At 65.4% G+C, this 25,283-nt stretch carries 22 protein-coding genes; 13 read left to right on the top strand and 9 right to left on the bottom strand.

Annotation, left to right across the window (positions count from 1 at the left end):
- The first annotated feature begins 247 nt into the window (after positions 1-247).
- Positions 248-1,093, top strand: a complete 846-nt coding sequence (locus NRG74_RS13125) for a hypothetical protein (protein WP_017640075.1) — start codon at positions 248-250, stop codon at positions 1,091-1,093.
- Here NRG74_RS13125 and NRG74_RS13120 read toward each other — a convergent pair.
- From NRG74_RS13120 to NRG74_RS13105, 4 genes are read right to left on the bottom strand one after another with little or no spacing between them, the layout of a single operon-like run.
- Positions 1,074-2,138 (bottom strand): ion transporter, encoded by a 1,065-nt coding sequence (locus NRG74_RS13120; RefSeq protein WP_257704338.1) that lies wholly within the window; start codon positions 2,136-2,138, stop codon positions 1,074-1,076. The two genes, NRG74_RS13125 and NRG74_RS13120, sit on opposite strands and share 20 nt — an antisense overlap.
- The gene (locus NRG74_RS13115; protein ID WP_257704336.1) at positions 2,135-2,695 is read right to left on the bottom strand and encodes a cob(I)yrinic acid a,c-diamide adenosyltransferase; all 561 of its coding nucleotides are present in this window, start codon (positions 2,693-2,695) and stop codon (positions 2,135-2,137) included. The genes NRG74_RS13120 and NRG74_RS13115 overlap by 4 nt, the downstream gene beginning before the upstream one ends.
- 21 nt (positions 2,696-2,716) lie before the next feature.
- Positions 2,717-4,738: a sensor histidine kinase gene (locus NRG74_RS13110; RefSeq protein ID WP_257704334.1), complete on the bottom strand. Its 2,022-nt coding sequence runs from the start codon at positions 4,736-4,738 to the stop codon at positions 2,717-2,719.
- Between the two features lie 43 nt (positions 4,739-4,781).
- Entirely contained in the window at positions 4,782-5,696 is a 915-nt protein-coding gene (locus NRG74_RS13105) for a putative 2-dehydropantoate 2-reductase (protein WP_257704332.1), read from the bottom strand.
- A gap of 123 nt (positions 5,697-5,819) precedes the next feature.
- Here NRG74_RS13105 and NRG74_RS13100 point away from each other — a divergent pair, with 123 nt between their 5' ends.
- Together NRG74_RS13100 and NRG74_RS13095 are read left to right on the top strand one after the other, a co-directional pair.
- A complete protein-coding gene (locus NRG74_RS13100) occupies positions 5,820-6,299 on the top strand; it encodes a YajQ family cyclic di-GMP-binding protein (protein ID WP_017640080.1) in 480 nt (159 codons plus the stop codon).
- Between the two features lie 97 nt (positions 6,300-6,396).
- Positions 6,397-7,269 carry a mechanosensitive ion channel family protein gene (locus tag NRG74_RS13095; RefSeq protein ID WP_017640081.1) on the top strand — a complete coding sequence of 291 codons (873 nt, stop codon included), beginning with the start codon at positions 6,397-6,399 and terminating at the stop codon, positions 7,267-7,269.
- 27 nt (positions 7,270-7,296) lie between these two features.
- Here NRG74_RS13095 and NRG74_RS13090 read toward each other — a convergent pair whose 3' ends face one another.
- On the bottom strand, positions 7,297-9,018 hold the full coding sequence (locus tag NRG74_RS13090) for an AmpG family muropeptide MFS transporter (protein WP_017640082.1): 1,722 nt from the start codon (positions 9,016-9,018) through the stop codon (positions 7,297-7,299).
- 28 nt (positions 9,019-9,046) lie between these two features.
- On the bottom strand, positions 9,047-9,385 hold the full coding sequence (locus NRG74_RS13085) for an MGMT family protein (protein ID WP_257704330.1): 339 nt from the start codon (positions 9,383-9,385) through the stop codon (positions 9,047-9,049).
- A 236-nt stretch (positions 9,386-9,621) separates the two neighbouring features.
- On the opposite strand from NRG74_RS13085, the gene NRG74_RS13080 reads away from it, so the two are divergent.
- From NRG74_RS13080 to pncB, 10 genes are all read left to right on the top strand, one after another.
- Positions 9,622-10,629, top strand: coding sequence for a DUF481 domain-containing protein (locus tag NRG74_RS13080; RefSeq protein WP_257704328.1), 1,008 nt, complete (start codon positions 9,622-9,624; stop codon positions 10,627-10,629).
- A gap of 151 nt (positions 10,630-10,780) precedes the next feature.
- Complete coding sequence (locus tag NRG74_RS13075; protein WP_017640085.1) at positions 10,781-11,239, top strand: FxsA family protein; 459 nt, start codon at positions 10,781-10,783, stop codon at positions 11,237-11,239.
- A 189-nt stretch (positions 11,240-11,428) separates the two neighbouring features.
- The gene (locus NRG74_RS13070) at positions 11,429-11,722 is read left to right on the top strand and encodes a co-chaperone GroES (RefSeq protein WP_007161933.1); all 294 of its coding nucleotides are present in this window, start codon (positions 11,429-11,431) and stop codon (positions 11,720-11,722) included.
- A 39-nt stretch (positions 11,723-11,761) separates the two neighbouring features.
- On the top strand, positions 11,762-13,402 hold the full coding sequence (groL, locus tag NRG74_RS13065; RefSeq protein ID WP_017640087.1) for a chaperonin GroEL: 1,641 nt from the start codon (positions 11,762-11,764) through the stop codon (positions 13,400-13,402).
- Positions 13,403-13,578: 176 nt separating this feature from the next.
- Complete coding sequence (locus NRG74_RS13060) at positions 13,579-14,253, top strand: response regulator transcription factor (RefSeq protein WP_017640088.1); 675 nt, start codon at positions 13,579-13,581, stop codon at positions 14,251-14,253.
- Positions 14,254-14,255: 2 nt separating this feature from the next.
- Positions 14,256-15,545 carry a sensor histidine kinase gene (locus NRG74_RS13055; RefSeq protein ID WP_068383039.1) on the top strand — a complete coding sequence of 430 codons (1,290 nt, stop codon included), beginning with the start codon at positions 14,256-14,258 and terminating at the stop codon, positions 15,543-15,545.
- 91 nt (positions 15,546-15,636) lie between these two features.
- Positions 15,637-16,323, top strand: a complete 687-nt coding sequence (locus NRG74_RS13050) for a class I SAM-dependent methyltransferase (protein ID WP_093253914.1) — start codon at positions 15,637-15,639, stop codon at positions 16,321-16,323.
- A 27-nt stretch (positions 16,324-16,350) separates the two neighbouring features.
- Positions 16,351-17,049 carry a lipopolysaccharide kinase InaA family protein gene (locus tag NRG74_RS13045; protein WP_017640091.1) on the top strand — a complete coding sequence of 233 codons (699 nt, stop codon included), beginning with the start codon at positions 16,351-16,353 and terminating at the stop codon, positions 17,047-17,049.
- 23 nt (positions 17,050-17,072) lie between these two features.
- On the top strand, positions 17,073-17,264 hold the full coding sequence (locus NRG74_RS13040; protein ID WP_257704317.1) for a hypothetical protein: 192 nt from the start codon (positions 17,073-17,075) through the stop codon (positions 17,262-17,264).
- 81 nt (positions 17,265-17,345) lie between these two features.
- The gene (gene pncB, locus NRG74_RS13035; RefSeq protein WP_257704315.1) at positions 17,346-18,548 is read left to right on the top strand and encodes a nicotinate phosphoribosyltransferase; all 1,203 of its coding nucleotides are present in this window, start codon (positions 17,346-17,348) and stop codon (positions 18,546-18,548) included.
- Between the two features lie 27 nt (positions 18,549-18,575).
- Here pncB and selO read toward each other — a convergent pair whose 3' ends face one another.
- The 3 genes from selO to NRG74_RS13020 all read right to left on the bottom strand — a co-directional run bounded on the left by selO (position 18,576) and on the right by NRG74_RS13020 (position 25,250).
- Positions 18,576-20,036 carry a protein adenylyltransferase SelO gene (gene selO / locus NRG74_RS13030; protein WP_257704313.1) on the bottom strand — a complete coding sequence of 487 codons (1,461 nt, stop codon included), beginning with the start codon at positions 20,034-20,036 and terminating at the stop codon, positions 18,576-18,578.
- Between the two features lie 31 nt (positions 20,037-20,067).
- The gene (gene mscK / locus NRG74_RS13025) at positions 20,068-23,412 is read right to left on the bottom strand and encodes a mechanosensitive channel MscK (protein ID WP_064307374.1); all 3,345 of its coding nucleotides are present in this window, start codon (positions 23,410-23,412) and stop codon (positions 20,068-20,070) included.
- A 98-nt stretch (positions 23,413-23,510) separates the two neighbouring features.
- On the bottom strand, positions 23,511-25,250 hold the full coding sequence (locus NRG74_RS13020; RefSeq protein WP_017640096.1) for a potassium/proton antiporter: 1,740 nt from the start codon (positions 25,248-25,250) through the stop codon (positions 23,511-23,513).
- Positions 25,251-25,283 lie beyond the last annotated feature (33 nt).

Raw genomic sequence — 25,283 nt, 5'->3', positions numbered from 1 at the left:
ACCTCCCGTTTGGCTTGAGGTTGGTCGTGACGCAAATCACGTACCAGGAGCGCTGGCGCCAGGAACAGCGGGCTTGGTAGGGCTACCGCGGCTGATTCTGCGTCGTGATGGCGCAGTGATGTCGACGCAGACTGCGTTTCGGTGCACGATCCCGCAACGAAAGCCTCGGCCGACTGCCCCGCGTCGGCCGTGACGACCGTTATACTGGCCGCCATTCCGTCTTTTCGCCTCTGCTCACAGGTCTGCCATGCGCAACGATCTTCTCGATGAAATGGACAACGTCCCGAGCCTGACACCGGAGCGCGATGACCGTCGCCCCGTTGGTCGCCGGCCGGTCGAGGCCGACGAGGTCTATCACGAGCCTGCCGCCGTTCATGCCCGCCCGGTCCGGCGCGGCCCCTCCACGGCGCCGCTGTGGGTGCTGATCGCCGCTCTGACCCTGGCCCTGGCCGGCGTCGCCTGGTGGAGTCACCAGCAACTGGTGCTGATGCAGGAGCAGGTGGTGGCCACCCAGGAGAACTTCGCGCGCATCAGCGAGGATGCCCAAGGCCGGCTGCGTGACATCTCCGGCAAGCTGGTGGAAAGCGAATCCTCCGGCACCACCAGCCGCGAGGCCTTGCTGCTGCAGGTCAAGACGCTGCAGACCAAGGTCGCCGAACTCACGCGTCAGCAGCAGGGGGTGAGCGACAACCAGCAGGCCCAGGACAATCGCCTGCAGAATCTTTCCAGCGCGCTGCAGACCGGCAGTGGCGAGGTGGACACCCGGCTGAAGGCCCTGGCCGAGGAACAGGCGGCGCTGAAGAATGGCCTGGCGCAGACCGGTAGCCTGGCCGAGCAGGTCGCCAGCCTGACCGCGCAGAACAAGGCGCTGCAGGCGGACATCGCCGCCTTGAAGAAACCCAGTGCCCAGAGTCAGGCCCTGGGCGAGATGCAGCAGGACCTGCTGGTGCTGCGCAGCGAGCTGGACGCCCGCCCGGTCGGACCGGACAGCAAGGAATTCGACGCCTTCCGCCTGCAGACCACCCGCAACATCACCACCCTGCAGACCCAGGTGCAGAATCTGCAGCAGCAGATCAGCGCCGGGGCGCGTTGATCGGATCGATCTCGCTGCGCTGCCATTCCTGCGGCCAGAGCTCGCCGTCGAGCTGATCGAGCCGGCGCTGCAGGACCTTCTGCTTGAACACTTCGAGGATCTCCACCAGCACCTCGTCCAGGGCATTGTCCTGGGCGCCGCTGGGCAGACTCTGATCGAAGCCGTGATCGGCCAGGCGACTGGCCAGGGCGCGGAAGTCGCGGGTGCGCAGACTGGCCGCCGCCTCCCGTACCAGGCCGTTGACGATATCGGTGAGCACCCCGTCCAGGGTGTCGGCCAGGCGCTCGCCCATGGGCAGTCGCTTGAGGCGGGCCAGGTCGGGGTTCTCGTCCAGGGCACGTTGCACCACGTCGCCGACCAGCCGTTCCAGGGTGGCGCGATTCTGGCTGTAGCCCTGTTCCACCATCGCCTGGATGCGCAGCGCCATGCCGTCGATCAGCCGCTGCTTGCGCGGGCGGATGACGCGGTCGATCACGCTCTGGGAGAAGTCGTCGCGGGTATTCAGCTCGTCCTGCAGTTCACCGCAGATCTTGATCATCACCCGATCCGACAGGTCCTCCATGAGCAGCTGGTAGTAGTGGTTGAACAGCCGATAGGGCCGCCAGCCGCGCATGTCGATCAGTCCCAGGCGTTGCAGGCGCAGGAGCAGCGAGATGATGCGCAGCGCCCGCAGCAGCCGGAAGCCGCCCAGGGGGATGCAGCCGAGCACGTCGTACCAGTGGATGAAGGGATAGTGGTACCAGCGCGCATGGCGGCGCTCGACCACCGCCACCAGCCAGCCCAGCAGTACGTCGGCGATGAAGAAGGCGACGAACACCAGGTCGATGCGGGTGAAGTGGGCGTGGATGCGTTCGCCATAGAAGGCGTGGAAGCCGGGCAGCACGGCGGCCAGGGCCTGGTTGAGCGGCCCCAGGGCATAGAGGCTGTCGAACAGGATCAGCGCCAGGTTCACGCAGACCAGGATCAGGATCAGGCCGTCCCAGAGCGCCAGCAGGCCCTCGTGGCGGCGCGGCGGTGGCGCGGCGGGCGCGACCGGCGCGCTCATGGCCGCGCGGCCTGCCAGAGCACCTCGCTCACCCCCTGGCGCCGGGCGACGATGCGGGCGGCGACGAACAGCAGGTCGGACAGGCGATTGAGATAGGGCAGGCTCTGGCCTTCCAGGGGTTCCACCGCATGCAGGCTGCGGCAGCGCCGCTCGGCGCTACGGGCCAGGGTGCGGCAGACATGGGCCTGGGCCACGACGCGGGAACCGCCGGGCAGGATGAAATTCTCCAGCGGCCCCAGCTCGGCGTTCCAGCGATCGATGGCGCCTTCCAGGCGTTGGATCTCCACCGGCTGCAGGGCGCGATAGCTGGGCATGGCCAGTTCGCCGCCGAGGTCGAACAACCGGTGCTGGCAGGGCGCCAGGGCCTCGCTCACCTCGGCCAGGCGAGGGTCCTCCGCCAGCTCGGCGAGCAACAGGCCCAGGGCGCTGTTGAGTTCGTCCACCGCACCGATGGCCTCGATGCGCGGATGGTCCTTGGGCACCCGGCTGCCGTCGGCGAGCCCGGTATCGCCGGCGTCGCCCTGGCGGGTGTAGATCTCGGTGAGGCGAAAACCCATGGCGTGGCTCCTGGCTGGGTCCTAGACGGATTCGAAATCGGCCTGGACGAGGGGCAGGCGCAGGGTGAAGCAGGTCCCTACACCGGGCGTGGAGTGCACCTCCATCTGCCCCTTGTGGTTATTGGTGATGATGAAGTACGACACCGACAGGCCCAGGCCGGTGCCCTGGCCCACCTCCTTGGTGGTGAAGAAGGGCTCGAAGATGCGCTTGCAGATGTCTTCGGGGATGCCGATGCCATTGTCTTCCACCTGGATCTCCGCCCAGCCGCCGCGTAGCTTGGTGCGCAAGGTGATGCGACCGTATTCGCCTTCTTCCTCGTCGTCGCGCAGATGGATGGCCTGGGCGGCGTTCTTGAGCAGATTGAGCAGCACCTGTTCCAGCTCGTTGGCGATCACCGGCACCGGTCCCAGCGCCGGGTCGAATTCGCGGAGGATCGACAGGGTGCGGAAGTCGAAGCCCTCGGCCAGGTCGAAGTCGTTGCCGGCGATCTCGATGGCCTGGTCGATCAGCGGCGGCAGCTCGCTGGCTTCCATCTTGCGATTGCTGCGGCGGCTGAAGGCGAGCATGTGGCTGACGATCTTGGCCGCGCGACTGCCGGCCTGGTGGATGCCGTCCAGCAGGCGCGGGATCTGCCGACTCTCCAGGTAGCAATTCACCGCATTGAGCTCGACGCCGGATTCGGCCGCCTGCTCGAGATTCTTCGGCAACTCCGGCGACAGGCGCCGGCGGATGTTCTGCACATTGTGCAGGATGGCGCCCAGGGGATTGTTGATCTCGTGGGCCATGCCGGCCGCCAGGCCACCCACCGAGAGCATCTTTTCCGACTGCACCATCATCTCTTCCATGTTCAGGCGCTGGGTGATGTCGTCGATACGGATCACCACGCCGCGCCCGGCGCCACCCATCAGCGGGTAGAAGGTCAGGGTGTAGTGACGCGGGGTGTCGGTCAGCGCCCAGGTCACCCGCTCCACCTTTTCCACCCGCAGCAATTCGGCGGTGCGACTCAGTTGCGGCAGGAAGGGCTTGAGCGAGGGAAAGGCGAGAAACACCGGCTGGTTCAGGGCTTCGTCCAGCTGGGTGCCGGAGAGGTGGGTGGCTTCCTGGTTCCACTGGGTGACGTAGAACTGCTCGTCCACCGCGATCAGCGCCGAGGGCATGGAGTCGATGATGCTGTTGAGGTAGTTCTGGAAGCCGGTGAGTTTCTTCTCGATCTTGCCGCGGACCTGTACCTCCAGTTCCAGCTTGCGGTTGGAGCGGCGGGTTTCCTCGGCCAGACTCTGGGCCTGCAGCACTGCGTACTGGGCATCGTCGCGAGCGCGCTTGAGCTGTTGCTCGCGACCCTGGATGCGGCCGAGCATGGTGTTGAGGGACTCCGCCAGACGGCCCAGCTCGTCCTCGCTACCCTTGCTGGCGCGTAGCGAATAGTTTTCCTCGCGGGTCACCTGGCGCGAGAGTTCTTCCAATTCGCGGATCGGCAGGGTGATGAGTCGCTTGATCTGCCGGGCCACCACCAGCCAGAGCAGGATGCTGAAGGTCAGGATCGCCAGGCTGGCGGTCAGGGTACCGCGATAGAAGGCCCCTGGCAGCTCGCTGCTGGCCACCAGCAGCAGGTGTCCGGGCGCGCCCTCGGGGCGCGGCAGCTCCACCAGCAGGTTGGTGCGGAATTCCCGCAGGCGCCAGGTCTGCAGCTCTTCGAAGCGCGCCGGCACCTGCAGCCGATCGCCGTTGTGCAACTCGGCCAGGCGCTGACCCTGGCTGTTGTAGACCGCCGCCAGGCGCAGCGGCGCATAGCCGTCCAGTTGCCGCAACTGCACCTCGGCCGCCGCTGGCGAGGCCAGCACCTCACGGCTGAGCACCGGACTGGCGAACAGCCGGCCCAGGGTCTGCAGCGCCTGGGGCGCCACGCTTTCCTGGGAGATCCAGTAGGCGGCGCTGATAAAGGTCACATTGGCCACCACCAGCACCGCGACCATCATCACCAGCAGGGCGGCCAGCAACTTGCGGCCGACCGGGAGATTCTTCAGGCGTTTGGCGAGGATCATGGCGCAGCCGTGGCAACAGGGAAGCGGGCAGGGTAGCCCGCAGCTAGTCCTCGGGCAATCCGCGCTCCGCGAGCCGGGTCTGCAGGCGCTGCTGCAGCTCGGTCAGGTGCGGCACCGCGAGGTGCAGCCGTCCGGCGATCGGCAGGGCATGGCCGAGCAGGTAACTCACCTCGGTACGCTGGCCGCGCTCCACGTCCTGCAGCATCGAGGAGCGGTTGTGGGCGGTGGCGGCGATCACCGCCTCGACCTCCTGCTGCAGTCCCTGGGCCGCCGGGGCGAGTCCCATGGCTTCCAGCAGGGCGGTGAGTTCGGCGCAGAGCGCCGCCACCTCCGGCAGATGCCGGCGCAGTTCGCCGTTGCGGCAGCCATGCAGCACGGTCAACGGATTGATGGCGCAGTTGATCGCCAGCTTGCGCCATAGCCGGGCGTCGATGTCGTCGGTCCAGCGCACCGGAAAGCCCAGCTCGGTGAGGGTATTCAGCCAGGCCGGCGGGTTATGGCTGCCGAGCTGGTCGCCGATCCAGATCTGGCCGGCACCGGCCGCCACCACATGGAAGTCGGTCTCGCGATAGGCGCCCTCGGTGGTGCTGGCTCTCAGGCAGCGCGCTCGCGGTACCCGGGCGGCCACCGCGTCCTGGCTCCCCAGGCCGTTCTGCAGCAGCAGGATCTCGGCTTCCGGCTCCAGGCGCGCGGCGACGCTGGCGATGGCCTCTTCGGCGTCGTAGCTCTTGCAGGCCAGGATCAGTCGGCGGATCGGATTGCCGGCTTCGGGCGTCTCGGCGGGCAGCGGATAGAGGCTGGTGGTGTCGCCTTCGCTGAGGCGCAGTCCGCCACCCGCGCGGTACTGCGCCAGGCGCGTGCGATCGCGCAGGATCAGCCGGACCGGCTCGCCCCCGCGAAACAACCGCGCCGCCCAGAGTCCGCCGAGACTGCCGGCGCCCAGTACGTGCCAGCTCACAGCTGTGACTCCAGTGTCGATTCCTTGCGCATGGTCGGATTCCTGAGGAAGAGGGCCAGTCGTTATAATGGTCGGTCAGGCTGCAGCGTCAAGGCTGCCCCATCGCAACCGAGGAGAAAATCCATGCCTTCCTTCGACGTCGTATCGGAGCTGGACAAGCACGAAGTCACCAACGCCGTGGACAACGCCATGAAGGAGCTCGAGCGCCGGTACGACCTACGCGGCAAGGGCAGCTTCGAGGCCAAGGACCTTACCGTCACCCTGACCGCCGATGCCGATTTCCAGCTCGAACAGATGCTGGAGATCCTCAAGGTCAACCTGGCCAAGCGCAAGATCGACGTCCAGTGCCTGGAGGTCAAGGATGCCTACGCCTCCGGCAAGACCGTGAAACAGGAAACCACCCTGCGCGAGGGCATCGACAAGGAGCTGGCGAAGAAGATCGTCGCCCTGATCAAGGACAGCAAGATCAAGGTCCAGGCCGCCATCCAGGGCGAGCAGGTGCGCGTCACCGGCAAGAAGCGCGACGAATTGCAGGAGGTCATCGCCCTGCTGCGCGGCCAATCCCTGGGCATGCCGCTGCAGTTCGACAACTTCCGCGACTGAGCCCGTCTTCGGAACCTCTCGGTCTACCGTCCGTCGCAGATAGGGCGCCGCCATTCAGGTCGCGCCCGACTTTTTCTTGTGCGTGGAGAGGTAGACGATGGATTTGAGTGCCCAGACCGATCACCTGCTGACGGCCTTCATGGCCTGGCTACCGGTCATTCTGCAGTATTGCGGCAACGTGGTGCTGGCCCTGATCACCCTGTGGATCGGCTGGTGGGTCATCAACCGCCTGACCGGGCGCCTGGCCGCGCTGTTCACCGCACGGCACATGGACCAGGCCCTGGAAACCTTCGTGGTGACCCTGGTCAACATCGGTTTGAAGGTCATGCTGGTGATCAGCGTCGCCTCCATGATCGGCATCGCCACCACCTCCTTCGTCGCCGCTCTCGGCGCGGCCAGCCTGGCCATCGGCCTGTCGCTGCAGGGCAGCCTGGCCAACTTCGCCGGCGGGGTGCTGATCCTGCTGTTCCGGCCGTTCAAGATCGGCGACTACATCGAGGCCCAGGGCGTGCAGGGCACCGTGGATTCGATCCAGATCTTCCACACCGTGCTGCGTACCGGCGACAACCGCACCATCACCGTGCCCAACGGCAACCTGTCCAACGGCATCATCACCAACCAGTCGCGCCAGCCGACCCGGCAGATCGTCTTCGACGTCAAGGTCGGCTACGATGCCGATCTGCAGAAGGCCAAGCAGGTGCTGGCCGATATGGCCAAGGATCCGCGGGTGCTGGAAACGCCGCCGCCCGCCATCGTGGTGGCCGGGCTGGGCGACACCTTCATCACCGTGTCGCTGCGCTGCTGGACCGCCAACAGTGACTTCTGGGGCACCCAGTTCACCTTCAACGAGCAGATCCGCGATCGGCTGCGTGCCGAGGGCATCGACATCGCGCTGCCCAGCCGGGTGGTCAAGGTGCTCGACGACAAGGGCGACGAACGCGCCGCGGCCGCGGCGCGCGGCGAAGCCTGAAGCGGGATGGGGCGGCCGCCGGCCGCCTCAGTGACCGCCGCTGGAGGAACCGCTCGGCACCGCGGTCCGCCGCTGGCGCAGCCAGAGCACGGCGATCAGCAGCAGCGTCGGCACCCCCATCAGCGCGGTCAGCGAGAAGAACGAGCTGTAGCCGACGTGCTCCACCATGGCGCCCGAATAGCCACCCAGCAGGCGTGGCAACAGCAGCATCAGCGAGCTGAGCATGGCGTACTGGGTGGCCGAGAATCTGAGGTTGGTCAGGCTCGACAGATAGGCGACAAAGGCCGAGGTGGCCATGCCGCCACTGACGTTGTCGGCGCAGATGGTGGCGATCAGCAGCGGCACGTTGGCGCCGGTGGAGGCGATCACCACGAACAGCAGGTTGGTCAGCGCCGAGGCGGCGCCGCCGAGGAAGAGGATCGGCAGGATCCCCACCCGGGTGATCAGCACGCCGCCCAGGCCCGCGCCGAACAGGGTCATGAACACCCCGAAGATCTTGCTGACCCCGGCGATGGTTTCCTTGCTGTAGCCCACGTCGATATAGAAGACGCTGGCCATCACCCCCATGACCGTATCGGAGAGCCGATAGGTGGAGATCAGGCCGAGCAGCAGCAGCGCCTGCCACTGGTAGCGCTGGATGAATTCGGTGATGGGCGTGAGCACCGGTGCCATCAGCCGACGCCCGGGCGCGGTCAGGCACAGCCAGACGATCAGGCCGTACATCAGACCGCGCGGCCAGTAGCCGCCGGCCAGGGCCGACAGGCCGCCGGTAGCGGCCACGATCAGCACGATCAGCAGGATCACCGAGACCATCTGGTGGACGAAGTCGAAGCGCGGCAGCTCCTCGGCATTGGCCGCGTCGCGCAGTCGCAGAGGTTCGCGCATGCGCCGCATGAGGTCGCTCAGCGGCTTGGAGCAATAACGGCCCCAGGGCGACAGGCAACCGACGATGAACAGGCTGTAGAGCAAGGCGCGCGGCCAGGCCTGGGCGATGGCGGCATTGATGGCGGCGGGGATGGAGATCAGCATCACCAGCAGCAGGGCGACCGCCACCAACTGGTGATTGAAGCCGAAGCGCGATTCCGCCATGGCCATGGGCGCCACCGGCTCGGGTTCGCGAATCAGCACGCTGGTCACCAGGCCCGGCAGCACCAGCAGGGCGAACAGCATGTAGGTGGTGGCCCAGGCGCTCTGGCTGTAGTCGAGCTTGGACGAGCCCAGCTCCTCGGCGAGAAACAGCGCGCCAGCGCTGGCCAGCAGGGCGGCGATGCGATAGCCGGTCATGTAGCAGGCGGCGAGGGCGGCCTGGCGATCATCGTCGGCGATCTCCAGGCGATAGGCGTCCACGGCGATGTCCTGGGTGGCCGAGGCGAAGGCCACCAGCACCGCCAGGGCGATCAACTGCTCCAGGTGCTGCTGCGGATTGCACAGCGCCATGCCGATCAGGCCCAGGCCCACCAGGATCTGCGACAGCACCAGCCAGGAGCGTCGGCGGCCGAGCTTGCCGATCAGGGGCAGCTTCCAGAGGTCCAGCATGGGCGACCAGACCCACTTGAAGGCATAGGCCAGGCCGATCCAGCTGGCGTAGCCAATGGTCTCGCGACTCACGCCCGCTTCGCGCAGCCACACCGACAGGGTGGAAAACACCAGCATGGCCGGCAGCCCCGCAGCGAAACCCAGCAGCAGCAGGGCCAGGCAGGCCTTGGATTTGTAGGTGGTGACGGCTTCTCGCCAGAAACGTGCAAACATGCCCTTGGGCTCGGAAAAAACGCGCACTCTACTCGACACTCTCAGCTGGATTCCACCGGTACCGACGCATGTCCACCCGGTCCTCGTGCAGCGGCACACCCTCGGCCCGCAATCGTTCGCGTTGCTCCCGGCCAGAGGGGCTGTCAGGGGGTAGGCTCGGCCGACCATCCGCGGCGATCACCCGATGCCAGGGCAGGGCGCTGCCCTCCGGCAAGCGCCCCAGTACCCAGCCCACCCAGCGTGCCCCGCGGCCCAGACCGGCGAGTTCCGCCAACTGGCCATAGCTGACCACCCGCCCCGCGGGAATGGCGGCCAGCGCCAGAAACACGGCCTGGCGACGGGGTTCGTGGGGAAGAGATGCGCTCATGACGCCCTGCTGCTCGGGGAGAGAGTGCCAGTGTGCCGAAAAGTTTGGTTACGGTGGTGCTGAAACGTGTTGAGCTGTCACATTCTCCCAAGATGTCCGACCTTTGGGCAGTATTTCCGGAAACTTGCCTAAGTTTTACCCAGGAATGGTTGCGCGGGCCTCTGGCACCCGGATAATCGCGCCCTCTCGTTTCGTTACCTTTCCACCCAAGTCCACCCAAAGGTGTCCTGGTGCCCATGCGTTTTCGACTCCTCTCCTCGCTCGCGCTGTTGTCACTCGCCTCCTTCGCCCATGCCGACACCGTCTGGCTCAAGAACGGCGATCGTCTGACCGGAACCATCAAGTTGCTCGACAGCAAGAAGCTGCTCCTGCAGACCGAATACGGCGGCAACATTCCCCTGTCGTGGGACAAGATCAAGACCTTGCAGCGTGACAAGCCCGTGATCGTCCAGCGCGGCAAGTACGAACCCGATTTCCCGGTGGAAAGCCTCAAGCCGGCCGAGGATGGCCAGGTAGTGGTCAGCACCACCGACGGCCAGCAGACCGTGCCCCTGGCGAGCATCACCCAGATCGTGCCGCCGCGGCCCTTCCTGCGCGACTTCGCCTGGAAAGGCAACATCGATGCCGGCCTGGACTACATCAGCTCGTCCCAGGACAGCGAAAAATACGATATCGATTTCAAGACCCAGGCCCGGCACGGCATGTGGCGGCACAACGCCAACGGCAGCTACGACCGCTACAAGACCGACGACGTGGTTTCGACCAGCAAGTACGGCCTGCAGTACGCCCTGGATCGCTTCTTCGACGAGAAATTCTTCTGGCAGGGCCGCGCCGAATACAAGCGCGACTGGATCCAGGACCTGGCCAAGCAGCGCACCCTGGGTACCGGCCCCGGTTACCAGTTCTGGGACAACGAGCTGGGCTCTTTCTCCCTTACCGGCCTGCTCAACCACAACCGCTACCAGTACGCGGACGGTGGCTCCGACCAGTTCCTCTCGGCGAGCATGAAGTGGGACTACAACCGCTATCTGTATGGACAGACCATCCAGTTCTTCACCACGGGTGAACTGGGCCGGCCGCTGGACAACACCGCCAATCTCACCTTCGATGGCGATGTCGGCCTGAGATATAAGGTGACCAACTGGGCGTCGCTGAACCTCAAGGCGTCCAAGGAACTGACCAGCGGAGCCGAGGGCAACGTCAACCAGACCGAGTACACCGCCGGTGTCGGCGTTTCCTGGTAACCCGATGTTTCCCTAGGCGCCCGCCAACCCGTCAAGGCCGCGATTTTCGCGGCCTTCGCGTTTCCAGCCGGTGCCGGGCAGCCACCTTGAAATCGGCTCGGCCGCCTCCATCTCCTGTCTTTCAATCGGTTTCCACCGTGAAGGACCTGAGATGCGCGTGACCGCCTTACTCTTCTTGCTGTTCCCCTTTGTGGAACTGGCCGTACTCATCAAGATCGGCAGCGAAATCGGCGTGCTCGCCACCTTCGCCCTGCTGCTGCTGAGCTTTCTGGTCGGCGTCGCCCTGCTGCGCGTCGCCGGCTTCACCACCCTCTGGCGCATCCGCATGCGCCTGGCTCAGGGGCAGATGCCCGAGCAGGAAGTCATCCAGGGGCTGACCCTGGCGATCGCCGGCGCCCTGCTGATCTTTCCGGGCTTCATCAGTGACGGCCTGGCGCTCATCTGCCTCTTGCCGGTGACCCGCAAGGCCCTGCTGGGCGCGGTGATCGGTCGGGTGACCCGGCGCAATCCCGGTGCCCAGGGCTACCAACCGGGCCCTGGGCAGGGCGCACCTCATCGTCCCGAGGTGATCGAGGGTGAAGTGGTGCACCGCGACGAGCAAAAGCGCTAAAAATTTTGCCCGTCGCCCTTGAAATGCCTGGCGACAACCTCATGTAGCGGACACCGCAAGGTTGTCGCCGCAAGGCGAGCAGGTTTCGCGTCCTGTCATGCACGGGGCGCACCCGGCGCAGCCGGTAAAAACAAACTGCCGATGCAGTCATCGGCGCTGGAAACACTTAGAACTTTGGGAGATACGACAATGGCGCTTCGTCCTCTGCATGATCGCGTTGTGATTCGTCGCAGCGAAGAAGAGACCAAATCCGCTGGCGGCATCGTGCTGCCGGGCTCGGCTGCCGAAAAGCCGAATCGCGGTGAAGTGGTTGCCGTAGGCACTGGACGCGTACTGGACAACGGCGACGTCCGTGCTCCGGCGGTGAAAGTGGGTGACAAGGTGGTTTTCGGTCCCTATTCCGGCAGCAACGCCATCAAGGTCGATGGCGAAGAACTGCTGGTGATGGCTGAGTCCGAAATCCTGGCCGTCATCGAAGGCTGATCCCCGCTCACTTTTCGAATTTCTTAGAGGAAACAGAACATGGCTGCAAAAGACGTCAAATTCGGTGACTCCGCGCGCAAGAAGCTGCTGACCGGTGTCAACACCCTGGCCGACGCCGTCAAGGCTACCCTGGGCCCGAAAGGCCGTAACGTGGTGCTGGAGCGCAGCTTCGGTGCTCCCCTGATCACCAAGGACGGCGTGTCCGTCGCCAAGGAGATCGAGCTCAAGGATCGCATCGAGAACATCGGCGCCCAGCTGGTGAAAGACGTGGCCTCCAAGGCCAACGACGCGGCCGGTGACGGCACCACCACCGCCACCGTGCTGGCTCAGGCCATCGTCACCGAAGGCCTCAAGTCCGTGGCCGCCGGCCTGAACCCGATGGACCTGAAGCGCGGCATCGACAAGGCCACCGCCGCCGTCGTCGCCGAGCTGAAGAACCTGTCCAAGCCCTGCGCCGACAGCAAGGCCATCGCCCAGGTAGGCACCATCTCCGCCAACTCCGACGACAGCATCGGCAACATCATCGCCGAAGCCATGGAGAAGGTTGGTAAAGAAGGCGTCATCACCGTCGAAGAAGGCTCGGGCCTGGAAAACGAACTGTCCGTCGTCGAAGGCATGCAGTTCGACCGTGGCTACCTGTCGCCCTACTTCATCAACAAGCCCGACACCATGTCGGCCGAGCTGGACAGCCCGCTGCTGCTGCTGGTCGACAAGAAGATCTCCAACATCCGCGAACTGCTGCCGGTGCTGGAATCCGTTGCCAAGGCCGGTCGTCCGCTGCTGATCGTCGCCGAAGACGTCGAAGGCGAAGCCCTGGCCACTCTGGTGGTCAACAACATGCGCGGTATCGTCAAGGTCGCAGCCGTCAAGGCTCCGGGCTTCGGTGATCGTCGCAAGGCCATGCTGCAGGACATCGCCATCCTGACCGGCGGTACCGTCATCTCCGAAGAAGTCGGCCTGAGCCTGGAAAGCACCACCCTGGAGCACCTGGGTCAAGCCAAGCGTGTGGTCCTGAACAAGGAAAACACCACCGTCATCGACGGCGCTGGCGTGGAAGTCGACATCCAGGCCCGTATCAAGCAGATCCGTGCCCAGGTCGAAGAAACCTCTTCCGACTACGACAAAGAGAAGCTGCAAGAGCGTCTGGCCAAGCTGGCCGGCGGTGTTGCAGTGATCAAGGTTGGCGCTGCCACCGAAGTCGAGATGAAAGAGAAGAAAGCCCGCGTCGAAGACGCCCTGCACGCTACCCGCGCTGCCGTGGAAGAAGGCGTGGTGCCTGGCGGCGGTGTCGCTCTGGTCCGTGCCCTGGACGCGCTGAAGGATCTGAAAGGCATCAACGAAGAGCAGAACGCCGGTATCAACATCCTGCGTCGCGCTGTTGAAGCTCCCCTGCGCCAGATCGTGACCAACGCCGGTGACGAAGCCTCCGTCGTGCTGGACAAGGTCAAGCAGGGCAGCGGCAACTACGGCTACAACGCCGCCACTGGCGAATACGGCGACATGCTGGAATTCGGCATCATCGACCCGGCCAAGGTGACCCGCAGCGCGCTGCAGGCCGCTTCCTCCATCGCCGGTCTGCTGATCACCACCGAAGCCATCGTGGCTGAGCTGCCGAAAGACGACGCAGCCCCGGCCATGCCCGACATGGGCGGCATGGGTGGCATGGGCGGCATGATGTAAGAACCGCTCCGGCCCCCGGGCCGAGCCCAACCCCGGTGCTCCTCGCGGACACCGGGGTTTTTTTATGGCCGGTCTCCGACCCGCCTGGTGCTGGTCGCGCCCGGCGGACGCGGTTAGGCTCTGTGCCGAACAGCAAGCGTGCGGGCCCCGGGTGGCTCGCCAACGAGGTCAGCGACATGCGTATCCTGGTGGTGGAAGACAACAAAGACATCCTCAGCAACCTGCTGGACTACCTTAGTCTCAAGGGCTACAGCGTGGATTGCGCCCAGGATGGCCTGTCGGGGCTGCACCTCGCCGCGACCGAGCACTACGATCTGCTCATCCTCGACATCATGCTGCCCGGCATCGACGGCTACACCCTCTGCCAGCGGCTGCGCCAGGATGCCCGCCGCGACACCCCGGTGATCATGCTCACCGCCCGCGATCAGCTCGATGACCGTCTGGAAGGCTTCCGCTCCGGCGCCGACGACTACCTGGTCAAACCCTTCGCCCTGTCGGAATTGGCCGCGCGCGTCGAGGCGGTGATGCGCCGGACCAAAGGGGGCGGGCGTCGCCAGCTGCAGGTCGCCGATCTCAGCTACGACCTGGACACCCTGGAGGTGAGTCGTGCCGGCAAGTCGCTCAAGCTCAATCCCATCGGTCTCAAGATCCTTGCCCTGCTGATGCAGAAGTCGCCCCATGTGGTGCGTCGCGAGGTACTGGAGGAGGCGGTGTGGGGCGAGGACTACCCCGACAGCGACAGCCTGCGCAGCCACGTCCACCAGTTGCGCCAGGTGATCGATAAGCCCTTCGCGCAGCCGCTGCTGCGCACCATCCATGGGGTGGGCTACAAGTTGGTCGAGCAGGATTAGCCATGGAATATCACCTGAGCCTGTCGCGGCGGATCGTCATCGCCTTCGTGCTGATGACCTTTCTGGTGGGTGGCGTCTTTTCCCTGGGTATCGTCGCGGTGGTGCACACCGTCGAGGAGCGCTTGATCTCCACCGATCTGCACAACGAACTGGAGCGCATGGTCCAGCGCGACATGAGACGCGGTGGCCAGCCGGTGCTGGATCCCGACATGCGTCTGTATTTCGTGCCCCTCGCCGAGGTGGCGCAGTTGCCCGCGCACCTGCGCGATCTGCCGGCGGGCTTCAGCGAGGTGGAGGAGGACCAGCAGTACTTCTATGCCTACGTCGCCGAGCTGGAGGGCAACCATTTCGTCCTGTTGCAGAACCAGAGCGATTTCGAGGCGCGCGAGCGGTTGCTCTACAAGGTGGTGCTGATCGGGTTCCTGATCAGCGTGGCCCTGGCCTGGCTGCTGGGATGGGCCCTGGCACGGCGGGTGATCGCGCCGGTGGTGCGGCTGGCGCGCCAGGTACGGCGGCGTGACCAGATTCTCGATGTGACCCCGCCCCTGGCGCCGGACTATGCCAAGGACGAGGTCGGCGAACTGGCCGGCGCCTTCGACGATGCCCTGAATCGCCTGCGTGCCGCCCTGGCGCGCGAGCGGCTGTTCACCAGCGACGTCAGTCATGAATTGCGCACGCCGCTGATGGTGATCAATTCGTCCTGCGAATTGCTGGAGGCCACGCCGGATCTGCCACCTCGGGCGAAGGGCCCATTGGAGCGCATGACGCGCGCGGCGCGGGAGATGCAGGAACTGGTGCAGACCTTTCTGGCCCTGGCGCGCAACCAGGGCGACAGCGATACCCAGGCACCCCGTGCCACCCTGGCCGAGGTGGCTCGGCGCCAGACGCAGGAATGGCAGGCGGCGGTGGAGGCCAAGGGGCTGCAATGGCGCCTGAGCGTGGCGCCGGAGGCCGAGCGCTTGCTCTGGCACGAGCCATTTTTGCGGTCGGTGATGAGCAATCTGTTGCGCAATGCCCTGCACTACACCGAACGCGGCTACATCAGCCTGCAGGTCGGCGCTGCGGGTTTCGTGGTGGAAGACAGTGGCGTTGGCATTCCCGAAGAGCAGCGTGAGGCGATGTTCCAGCCCTTTGTCCGTGGCGCCGAGGGCCGTGGCGAGGGACTGGGGCTGGGCCTGTCGCTGGTCCGGCGGATCTGTCAGCTGCAGGGCTGGAGCGTGACCCTGGGCGACAGCGCGGCAGGGGGGTGCCGCTTCGATATCGCTCTTGGCAGCGAGAGGGTAGCCGACTAGCGTTACAGAATTTTCACAACGACTTGACCGGGGTTTGACAGCGGCCTGGATAGGGTAGCGGCACTTCTCCACTCCCTCAGGAGCCGCCTCCGTGAAAGCGCCCATCGACCTGCCCTTTTCGCAAAAGTACGACGCCGACCACGCCCGCCAGTATTACCTGAAGCACCAGGACGGTCTGGCCCGGCGCCTGTCCAACTGGCGCGACCAGCAACTGGCGCGGCAGGCCCTGAGTATCGCCGGCCAGCCCAACCTGGTGCTGGATCTGCCCAGTGGTGCCGGTCGTTTCTGGCCGCTGCTGGCGGAGAAGCGCAATCGTCTGATCATCGGTGCCGATTACTCGGAAAACATGCTGGCCACCGCCCGTGCGCAGCAGCCCGCCGAGGTCGTGGCCCGGGTCAAAACGCTGCAGACGTCGGCTTTCGCTATCGACTTGTCCGACAATTCTGTAGATTGTATTTTCTGTATGCGTTTGTTTCACCACGTGGGCGAAGCGGCGGACCGTCTGGCGCTGCTGCAGGAGTTCCATCGGGTGACCCGTGACAGCGTCATCCTGTCGCTGTGGGTGGATGGCAACTTCAAGGCCTGGCGTCGCCAGGCACTGGAACGTCGGCGCCAGGCCGAAGGCCGCGACCGCGGCGGTTACCAGAACCGATTCATCGTCGAGCGCAGCCAGTTCGAGGCGGAAGTCGCTCAGGCCGGCTTCGTGGTCGACCGAGCCCTGGATTTTTTGCCGGGCTATGCCATGTGGCGGGTCTATGTCCTGCGCAAGGCCAATTGAAGCTATCTAGAATAAGAGAGGCAGCCGATGGGAGCCGTGACGCAGGGCGAAGAGCGTTTCGATCGCTGGTGGAACACCGCAGGCGACTGGGTGGAAGCGCCCAATGTCCGTCGGGGCGGCGAGAGCGGTGTCCAGCGCCTGCAGCTTCCCGACGGGACCCTGGCCTACGTCAAGCGTCAGGTCGGTCATCTCTATCGTAGTTTGCGTCATCCCCTGGGGCGGCCCACCGCCTTGCGTGAGCGGGATGCGCTGATCGCCTTTCGCGACCTGGGTATCCAGGTTCCCGAGTTGCTCTTCTGCGATGCCCAGCAAGCCCAGGGTGGTTGGCGCGCGTTGCTGGTGAGCGCCGCCCTGGAAGGCTATCAGGATCTCGATCACTGGTACGCCGAAGGCGGTGGCCAGGCGCTCAGCGAAGCCGAGCACGAGCGCTTCCTGACCACTCTGGGCGAGGTGCTGGCGCGCATGCACCGTCACCGCTGGCAGCATGGCTGCCTCTATCCCAAACATATCTTCGTCGCCGAGCGCATGGGGCCGGAGGGCAAGCAATTCTCCATCGCCTTGCTCGATCTGGAGAAATGTCGCCAACGAATGGCTATAGACACGGCCGCCCGTCGGGATATGCTGCAATTACGCCGCCATTCGTCGTGGAACGCTGCGCAATGGCGAACTCTGCTCTACGTTTACCAACAGGCGTTGGGACGGAAGATCAGAGGGTTGGAGCCATGACTTCACAAATTACTCGAGGTTTGTTGATCGCGGCTTTTTGCGGGGTCACCACGCTGGCCTATGCGAGCTGGCTAAGACCGGCGGCCGTGGTCGTCGGTAGCGAAGGCCTGGACTACTGCCAGACCCCCGTGGCGCGCACCCTGAACACCTCCAGCACGGGTAGCCAGGACCTGCTGCTATTCCTCTTCGGCATGACCCAGACCCACAATCGTTAGGCCCCGGACGGTCAAGCGCCTTTCGCTTCCCCGGCAAGTTCGGCATCCTGTCGTCTGACTTCTAGCTGCCGAGCCCCGCCGATGATGGCCGATAGTTTTTCCGAGCAGGCCGTGCAGAGCCTGCTGGACACCGACTTCTACAAGCTCACCATGATGCAGGCCGTCCTGCACAACTATCCCAATGCGGAAGTCGAGTGGGCCTTTCGCTGCCGCAACGACGAAGACCTGCGGCCCTATCACGCGGCCATCCAGGCCGAGATCGATGACCTGGCCGATGTCGCCATCAGTGATCGCCAGCTGGACTTTCTCGAACGCATTCCCTTCATCACACCCGACTTTATCCGCTTTCTGCGGCTGTTTCGTTTCAATCCCTCCTATGTGTTCCTTGGCGAGGAGGACGGGCGCTTCACCCTGACCCTGAAGGGTCCCTGGCTGCACCTGATCCTGTTCGAGGTACCGATCCTGGCGCTGATCAGCGAGGTGCGCAATCGCCAGCGCCATGCCGACCTACCCCTGCAGCTGGCACGCGATCAGCTCTATCGCAAGTTCGACTGGCTGGCACGGGAAGCGGGCGCCGACGAGTTGGCCGAATTCAAGATGGCCGACTTCGGTACCCGGCGGCGTTTTTCCTATGGTGTGCAGGAGATGGTGGTGCGCAGCCTGAGGGACGACTTTCCCGGTCGCTTTGTCGGTACCAGCAATGTCCACCTGGCGTGGAAGCTGGGTGTGGCGCCCCTGGGCACCATGGCCCACGAGTGGTTGATGGCGCACCAGCAACTGGGGCCACGGTTGATCGACAGCCAGATCGCCGCCCTCGACTGCTGGGTGCGCGAGTATCGCGGTCAGCTCGGCATCGCCCTGACCGATACCATCACCATGGACGCCTTTCTGCGCGATTTCGATCTCTACTTCGCCAAGCTGTTCGACGGCCTGCGCCATGACAGCGGTGATCCCCTGCAGTGGGCGGAAAAGGCCATCGCCCACTACCAGCAGCTGGGCATCGACCCCCTGACCAAGACCCTGGTGTTTTCCGATTCGCTCAATCTGGAAAAGGCCCTCGCGCTGTTTCGCGCCCTGCGCGAGCGGATCAACGTGAGCTTTGGCATCGGCACCCATTTCACCTGTGACATCCCGGGGGTGCAGCCGATGAACATGGTGCTCAAGATGAGTCGCTGCAATGGCCAGCCGGTGGCCAAGATCTCCGACGCCCCGGGCAAGGCCCAGGGCGGCGAACCGGACTTCCTGCACTATCTGCGGCACGTCTTCCAGGTCAACGGCGCCTGAAGTCCGGCGCCTGGTCGGAGCCGGACTTCAAGACGAGCAGCTGATCTCCAGGTGCTTGCCCCAGTCCGGCGGCCGCTGGGCGAAGCGTTCGCGCCCCGGTTGGGCCTCGAAGGGGCGTGACAGTACCTCGTGCAGCAGGCGCACTTCGCTGTAGTCGCCTGCTTCGGCCTGTTCGATGGCCTGCTGGGCCAGGTAATTGCGCAGCACATACAGCGGATTGACCGCGTTCATGCGTGCGGTGCGGTCGGCTGCCGTACCGCCTTCGGCCTCCAGGCGCGCACGATAGGCCTGGCTCCAGTCGTCGAAGCCACGCAGGTCGATGAAGTCTTCGCGCACCCGGGCGAGGGCGGCGGCAGGCTGGTCTTCGCCCAGGTGGCGGAAGAACAGGTGATAGTCCACGCCGCCCTGCTGCATCAGGGCCAGCAGGCGCTCGACCAGCTCCTGATCTTCGTCTCGCGCCTCCTGCAGGCCCAGGCGGCGGCGCATCAGGTCGAGGTAGTGCGCCTGATACAGCGGCAGGAAGAGGGCGATGCTCTCCTGCAGCGTCTCGACCGCCACCTTGGGTGTCAGCGCCTGGGCCAGGGCCGCCAGGTTCCAGTGGGCGATGGGCACCTGGTTGCTGTAGGAGTAGCGCCCGGTGTGATCGGAATGGTTGCAGATGAACTGGGCGTCGAAGTCGTCGAGGAAGGCGAAGGGGCCGAAGTCGAAGGTGAGGCCCAGGATCGAGAAGTTGTCGGTGTTCATCACCCCATGGCAGAAACCATAGGCCTGCCAGTGGGCGATCAGCCGGGCGTTGCGTTCCACTACCTCGCGGAACAGCGCTGCCCAGGGCTCGGGGGTGGCTAGCAGTTCGGGGAAGTGCGCGGCCAACACATGCTCGCCCAGTTGCTCCAGCAACTGGTGCTGGCGGGTGTAGTAGAAGTACTCGAAGTGACCGAAGCGCACATGGCTGGGGGCCATGCGCAGCAGGGTGGCGCCGGTTTCCAACCGCTCGCGCACCACCTGGGTGGCGGAGCCGATCACGCACAGCGCCCGGGTGGTCGGGATACCCAGGGCGTGCAAGGCCTCGGAGGCGAGGAATTCACGGATGGAGGAGCGCAGCACGGCGCGGCCGTCGCCCATGCGCGAGAAGGGCGTGAGACCGGCGCCCTTGAGGTGCAGATCCCAGTGCTCACCGCGGTCGTTGACCACCTCGCCCAACAGCAGGCCGCGGCCATCGCCCAGGCGCGGGTTGTAGGAGCCGAACTGGTGGCCGGAATAGATCATGGCCCTGGGCTCGGCGCTATCCCAGAGCTGGGCCCCGGCGAACACCTGGGTGAATTCGGGGGTCTCGGCCACCGCCGGATCCAGGTCCAACAGCGCCAGGGCGGCGGGCGAGGCGACCACCAGCCGTGGATCGTCCAGCGGCCGGGGGTCGATGCGGGTGGAGAAGTCGTCGCCCAGGCGGGCGAATCTGTTGTCGAACGTCAGATCGAGCAGCTGTTTCATGGGTGTCCCGAGATATCCGCGCAGGGGGCCGTCAGGCCTTGGATGGCTTGGGATCCTCGGCTTCCTGCTGGGCATCCCCTTCAGGTAGGAGAGGCTTTTTGCCCAGTTGTTTCTCCGCACCGTGGCGATTCTTCAAGGTGATCTCCATCTGCGGCGTGGACAGCAGGTTGATACCGGCATCGCGCAGCAACTGGTCGACCCGGCGGATCAGCTCATCGGTGGCGGCGCTGCGATCGCCCAGTTCGCGCACATAGATGCGCAATTCGTGGTCCAGGGTGCTGGCGCCATAGTGGGTGATGTGCAGCGAGGGCTCGGGGTCATGCAGCACCCGCGGATTTTCCTTGACCGCCTGCATCATCAACCGCTGGGCCTCGGCCAGATCGCTGCCGCGATTGATGCCGAAGGTCAGCACGATACGGGTGACGGTGTCGGTCAGCGTCCAGTTGATCAGCTGGCTGGTGACGAAGGTCTTGTTCGGCACCACCACCGACTTGCGGTCGGCGTCGGTGATATGGGTGGCGCGGATGCGGATCTTGTTTACCGTGCCGGTCACGTTGCCGATGGTGATGAGATCGCCGACGCGCACCGGGCGCTCGAAGAGGATGATCAGACCGGAGATGAAGTTACCGAAGATCTCCTGCAGACCGAAACCCAGACCGACCGAGAGGGCGGTGGCCAGCCACTGCAGCTTGTCCCAGCTCACCCCCAGGGTCGCCAGGGTGGTCACGGTGCCGAAGCCGACGATGACGTAGGAGAGCAGGGTGGTGGTGGCGTAGGCGCTGCCCTGGGCCAGATTCAGGCGCGACAGCACCAGGACTTCCAGCAGGCCGGGCAGGTTGCGCGCCAGGGCGACGGTGAGACCGGCGATCACCAGGGCGATGATGAACACCCGCAGCGTCAGGGGCACCTGGGTGGCGGCGGCGCCGGTGCCGCTGGTGTATTGGTAGAGGGTGACGTTGTCCAGGTAGGAGAACACCGCTACCACGTCGGCCCAGACCAGATAGAGCACACCGAGGAAGGCCAGCAGCAGGGTCAGGCGCAACAGCCGCGAGGACTGCTGGTTGACCTGCTCCATGTCCAGGGTCGGCTCCTGCACCACCTCCACGCCCTCGGCGTCTTCCTGCTGCGCCTGGCGCTTCTGGATGGCGCGCTGGTAGGCCAGGCGCCGTGCGGCCACGCTCAGGCCACGGGCCAGGGTGGCTTCGAGGATGATCCAGGCCATCAGCACATAGAGGGTGTCCACCAGGCGATCGGTGAGCTTGAGCGCGGTGTAGTAATAGCCAAAGAGCACGGCGAAGAACAGCACGGCTGGAATGGCGGTGATCATCAGGCCGAGCAACAGGCGGAAGAACGGCAGGCGCTCGCGGGCGGTGGCATTGAGCAGGGAGCGACCCAGCATCCAGGCCAGGCTGGCATAGGCGATCAGGACGATGAGAATGCCCAGGACATCGTCGGCCAGACCGGCCAGCTGACGTTCGGCGATGGCCACCACCGCCATCAGTGCCAGGGCCAGCAGGCCCACGCGTCTGACCAGCCGGCGCAGGGACTGCGCCTGGGGCCGGGCCCAGCGGAAGTGGGTCTCGGCGACGCCGCCGGAGGCCAGCAGGCGATACACCGTGTAGAACACCAACCAGCCGGCTGCCATTTCCAGCAGCGCCGCACCAATGGCGGCGTTGACGCCACGTTCGTCCCCTTCGAGGGCCACGCCGCCCAGCCAGAGCACCAGACTCGCCGGCAGGCCGAGGAGAATGGTGAGCAGTACGGCCTGCGGCGTGTGCAGCTGACTGTCGCGCTGGTAGTGACCGATATCCTGGTTGAGCTTGCTGACCTGGGCATGGATGCGGGGTCGCTGCCAGATCAGGGTAGCGAAGGCCAGGACCAGCGGCAGCAGCAGCAGCGGGCGCTCGGCCAGGCCGACATAGAGTTCATGCAGGCTGGAGCCCCAGGGCACGTCGCGCAGTTGCTGCATCAGCTTGCGGGGTGCGGTCTTGACCCAGTTCCAGTCCAGCGGCTTGTTGCTGGGAATCCAGAACATCTGCTCGTCGAGGGTGCCGCGCAGGCTGCTGATGGTGGTCTGCAACTGACGCTGGTTGAGTTGCAGGTCGATGGACTCGCTGAGCAGGGCATTGAGCTCGGTGTTGAGGCGCTCCTGCAATTCGCTGCGGGTCTTGAGCAGGTCGAGCAACTGCTGGCGTAACTGCGGCGTGGTCTTTTCCGGCGGCTGCTGGGCCAGCAGATTGCTGACGTAGGCATCCGGATTGGCGATCTGGGCGCGCTGCTGGTTGAGCTCGAACTGATAGAGGCGCAGATCGGCGATGTCGTCGGTGAGATCCTTGTTGACCTTGACCGAAGGTAGCGCGGCACGCTGCTGGTAGAGCAGCTTGGACAGCAGCACGCTGCCCTTGAGCACGCCGATCTGCTGTTCCATGTTCTCGCTGGTCTGCTTGAGCTGATCCAGCTGCTGGCGGGACTCCAGATTGCGGCGATTGAGATCGTTGAGTCGATCGGTGGCGCGCAGCAGGTAGTCGGACAGTTGCAGATTGAGCCCGGTCTCCTGGGACAGCACATCGTCCCCGGCAGTCTTTTCGGACTCCCGCGAGGCTTCGGCCAGGGTCTTTTCCGACTGCTGGCGTCGCTTGCCGCTGATCAGCGTCTGCAGGTCCAGGGTCTCCTGCTCGTAACGCTTCACCTGCTCGGTGAACAGCTCCCGGCGAATGGCGCCGAGATCCTGCAGTACGCTGTTGCCCGCCAGCTCCTGGCGCAGCAGCTGGATTTGCGCGCCCGCCGCCGCCTGCTCCGCCAGCAGCTGACCGCGCCGCTCGGCGGTCAACGCCTTGGCGTTCTCGCGTCCACTCTTGAGCAGATCGGCGATCTGCTGCAGGCGCGTCTGCAAATTGGCGATGTCCACCTGGGCGCGCTCGGGGCGGGTCTGGGCATTGATCACCAGGCTGTTGGCGGCGTTCAGATCGTCCTGCACGCTGTTCAGCGCCAGACTGGTCTCGCTCAGCCGCTGCTCCAGGGCCTGAGGAGTCGCGCCGGCATAGCGCTGTTCGGCCGGCTTGATCGGCTCGGCGCGCAGGCGGGCCAGTTGTCGCTGGGCGTCCTTGGTCTGCTGCGGTGCCTGGGCCAGCTGCTGGCGCAGATCGGCCAGCTGCTTGACGTACTGGTCGCGCTGGTCGAGCAGCTTGAGGGTCTGCTGCAGGCTCTCCTGGGCGGCGCTCTGCTCGGCGGCGGGCAGCTTGCGATCGGCCAGGGCGCTCAGATTCTGCTGGACCTGCTGCGCGTCGGGCGGCCCGGAATCCTGAGCCACGGCGGGAAGGGTGAACAGGCAGCCGCAGAGGGCGGCGGCGCGAAGCAGAGCGGACAGGCGGTGCATGCGGCAGGCGTCGGGCAGTGGAAAGGCGCGAGGTTAAAGCCAGGCTGCCTGGGGTGCAAGGCGGCGGCCCTCAAGCCGCGAACCCCGTTCATCCACCGTTAAAGAAAGAGCGCAGGTCCGCTGCTGCTGCCTTCGGGAAACTTCACGCCGACCTTGCGCACGCGCTTGTTCTCGATGGCCGCGACGATCCAGACCAGGCCGTTCCACTCCACCAGGTCGCCGACGATGGGTTCGCCGCCGATCTGGTGGGTGATGAAGCTGCCGAGACGCTGGTTGCCGTCCACTTCGCCCAGTTGCAGGCCGTACAGCGCGGCCACCGCGCTGAGTTCGGCATCGGCTTCCAGGACGAAGTCGCCGAAGAATCTCTGGGTCTGCTGCGGCGCCTGGCTGAACAGGCGGCCCAGGGCGGGTAGGTCGTGCTCATGGCCGACCACGCAGAGGATGTCACCGGCTTCCAGGGTGGTACTGCCGGAGGGGTGCAGCAGGGTCTCGCCGCGGAACAGCGCGGCGATGCGGGTGCCCTCGGGCATCTTCAACTCGCGCAGGGCGGCGCCGATGCACCATTTCTCGGCGCCCAGGCGATAGATGAACAACTCCCACTCGCTGGTCGGATGGACCTGCAGGCCGGCGCGGGAGAAGGGCGCCGGCTCCGGTGGCACCGTCACCTTGAGCAACTTGGCGGCCAGCGGCAGGCTGGAGCCCTGCACCAGCAGCGACACCAGCACGATGAAGAAGGCCACGTTGAAGAACAGCTGGGCCTGGGGCAGTCCGGCCATCATCGGGAACACCGCGAGGATGATGGGGACCGCGCCACGCAGCCCGACCCAGGCGATAAAGGCCTTTTCCCGGTCATGGAAGGCGCGGAAGGGCAAGAGGCCGATGGCCACCGACAGCGGGCGGGCGACCAGGATCATCCACAGCGCCAGGCCCAGGGCGGGCAGGGCGATGGGCAGCAGGTTGTGCGGCTCCACCAGCAGGCCCAGCACCAGGAACATGCCGATCTGCGCCAGCCAGGCCATGCCGTCGAGCATGTGCAGCATGCCATGGCGGCTGCGGATCGGCAGATTACCCATCAGCAGACCGGCCAGGTAGACCGCGAGGATGCCACTGCCATGGGCGGCGTTGGTCAGGGCGAAGATCAGCAGACCACCGCTGATGGCCAGCAGCGGATAGAGGCCGTCGGCGAGGTGGATGCGGTTGATCAGCTGCAGCAGCAGCCAGCCACCGCCCAGGCCGATCACCCCGCCGATGGCGAATTCGCTGACGAAATGACCGAGCAGGCTCCAGCTGAAGCCGCTCTCGCCGCTGGCGAGCATCTCGATCAGGGTCACGGTGAGAAACACCGCCATGGGGTCGTTGCTGCCGGATTCGATCTCCAGGCTGGCGGTGACCCGTTCGTTGAGGCCGCGCCCTCCGAGCAGGGAAAACACCGCCGCGGCATCGGTGGAGCCGACGATGGCGCCGATCAGCAGGCCCTGCAGCAGGCTGAGATCGAACAGCCAGGCCGCAGCCAAGCCGGTCAGGCCAGTGGTGATCATCACCCCCACCGTCGCCAGCGACAGCGCCGGCCAGAGCGCCACGCGGAAGCTCGATACCCGGGTGCGCATGCCGCCGTCGAGCAGGATCACCGCCAGCGCCAAGTTGCCCACCAGGTAGGCCATCGGATAGTTGTCGAAGGCGATGTGACCGGGGCCGTCGACGCCGGCGAACATGCCGACCACCAGGAAGATCACCAGGATCGGGATGCCGACCCGCGAGGAAATCGAACTGACCAGAATCGACAGGCCGATCAGCACCGCACCGATCAAGAACAAGCTGTTGATGGTGACGGCGTCCAAGCGTGACTCCTGGGGCAAAGAAATGAAGAACCT

The sequence above is a fragment of the Pseudomonas oryzihabitans genome, from assembly GCF_024652905.1.
GTDB lineage: Bacteria > Pseudomonadota > Gammaproteobacteria > Pseudomonadales > Pseudomonadaceae > Chryseomonas > Chryseomonas benzopyrenica.
Note: the sequence above shows the minus strand (reverse complement) of the source record. Positions and strands in the feature narration are given on the sequence as shown.

What these genes read in the sequence shown, in the direction of transcription:
- NRG74_RS13125 (WP_017640075.1), top strand. Translation starts at nt 248, where the DNA reads ATGCGCAACGATCTTCTCGATGAAATGGACAACGTCCCGAGCCTGACA.
- NRG74_RS13120 (WP_257704338.1), bottom strand. Translation starts at nt 2,138, where the DNA reads ATGAGCGCGCCGGTCGCGCCCGCCGCGCCACCGCCGCGCCGCCACGAG.
- NRG74_RS13115 (WP_257704336.1), bottom strand. Translation starts at nt 2,695, where the DNA reads ATGGGTTTTCGCCTCACCGAGATCTACACCCGCCAGGGCGACGCCGGC.
- NRG74_RS13110 (WP_257704334.1), bottom strand. Translation starts at nt 4,738, where the DNA reads ATGATCCTCGCCAAACGCCTGAAGAATCTCCCGGTCGGCCGCAAGTTG.
- NRG74_RS13100 (WP_017640080.1), top strand. Translation starts at nt 5,820, where the DNA reads ATGCCTTCCTTCGACGTCGTATCGGAGCTGGACAAGCACGAAGTCACC.
- NRG74_RS13095 (WP_017640081.1), top strand. Translation starts at nt 6,397, where the DNA reads ATGGATTTGAGTGCCCAGACCGATCACCTGCTGACGGCCTTCATGGCC.
- NRG74_RS13090 (WP_017640082.1), bottom strand. Translation starts at nt 9,018, where the DNA reads ATGTTTGCACGTTTCTGGCGAGAAGCCGTCACCACCTACAAATCCAAG.
- NRG74_RS13085 (WP_257704330.1), bottom strand. Translation starts at nt 9,385, where the DNA reads ATGAGCGCATCTCTTCCCCACGAACCCCGTCGCCAGGCCGTGTTTCTG.
- NRG74_RS13080 (WP_257704328.1), top strand. Translation starts at nt 9,622, where the DNA reads ATGCGTTTTCGACTCCTCTCCTCGCTCGCGCTGTTGTCACTCGCCTCC.
- NRG74_RS13075 (WP_017640085.1), top strand. Translation starts at nt 10,781, where the DNA reads ATGCGCGTGACCGCCTTACTCTTCTTGCTGTTCCCCTTTGTGGAACTG.
- NRG74_RS13070 (WP_007161933.1), top strand. Translation starts at nt 11,429, where the DNA reads ATGGCGCTTCGTCCTCTGCATGATCGCGTTGTGATTCGTCGCAGCGAA.
- groL (WP_017640087.1), top strand. Translation starts at nt 11,762, where the DNA reads ATGGCTGCAAAAGACGTCAAATTCGGTGACTCCGCGCGCAAGAAGCTG.
- NRG74_RS13060 (WP_017640088.1), top strand. Translation starts at nt 13,579, where the DNA reads ATGCGTATCCTGGTGGTGGAAGACAACAAAGACATCCTCAGCAACCTG.
- NRG74_RS13055 (WP_068383039.1), top strand. Translation starts at nt 14,256, where the DNA reads ATGGAATATCACCTGAGCCTGTCGCGGCGGATCGTCATCGCCTTCGTG.
- NRG74_RS13045 (WP_017640091.1), top strand. Translation starts at nt 16,351, where the DNA reads ATGGGAGCCGTGACGCAGGGCGAAGAGCGTTTCGATCGCTGGTGGAAC.
- pncB (WP_257704315.1), top strand. Translation starts at nt 17,346, where the DNA reads ATGATGGCCGATAGTTTTTCCGAGCAGGCCGTGCAGAGCCTGCTGGAC.
- selO (WP_257704313.1), bottom strand. Translation starts at nt 20,036, where the DNA reads ATGAAACAGCTGCTCGATCTGACGTTCGACAACAGATTCGCCCGCCTG.
- mscK (WP_064307374.1), bottom strand. Translation starts at nt 23,412, where the DNA reads ATGCACCGCCTGTCCGCTCTGCTTCGCGCCGCCGCCCTCTGCGGCTGC.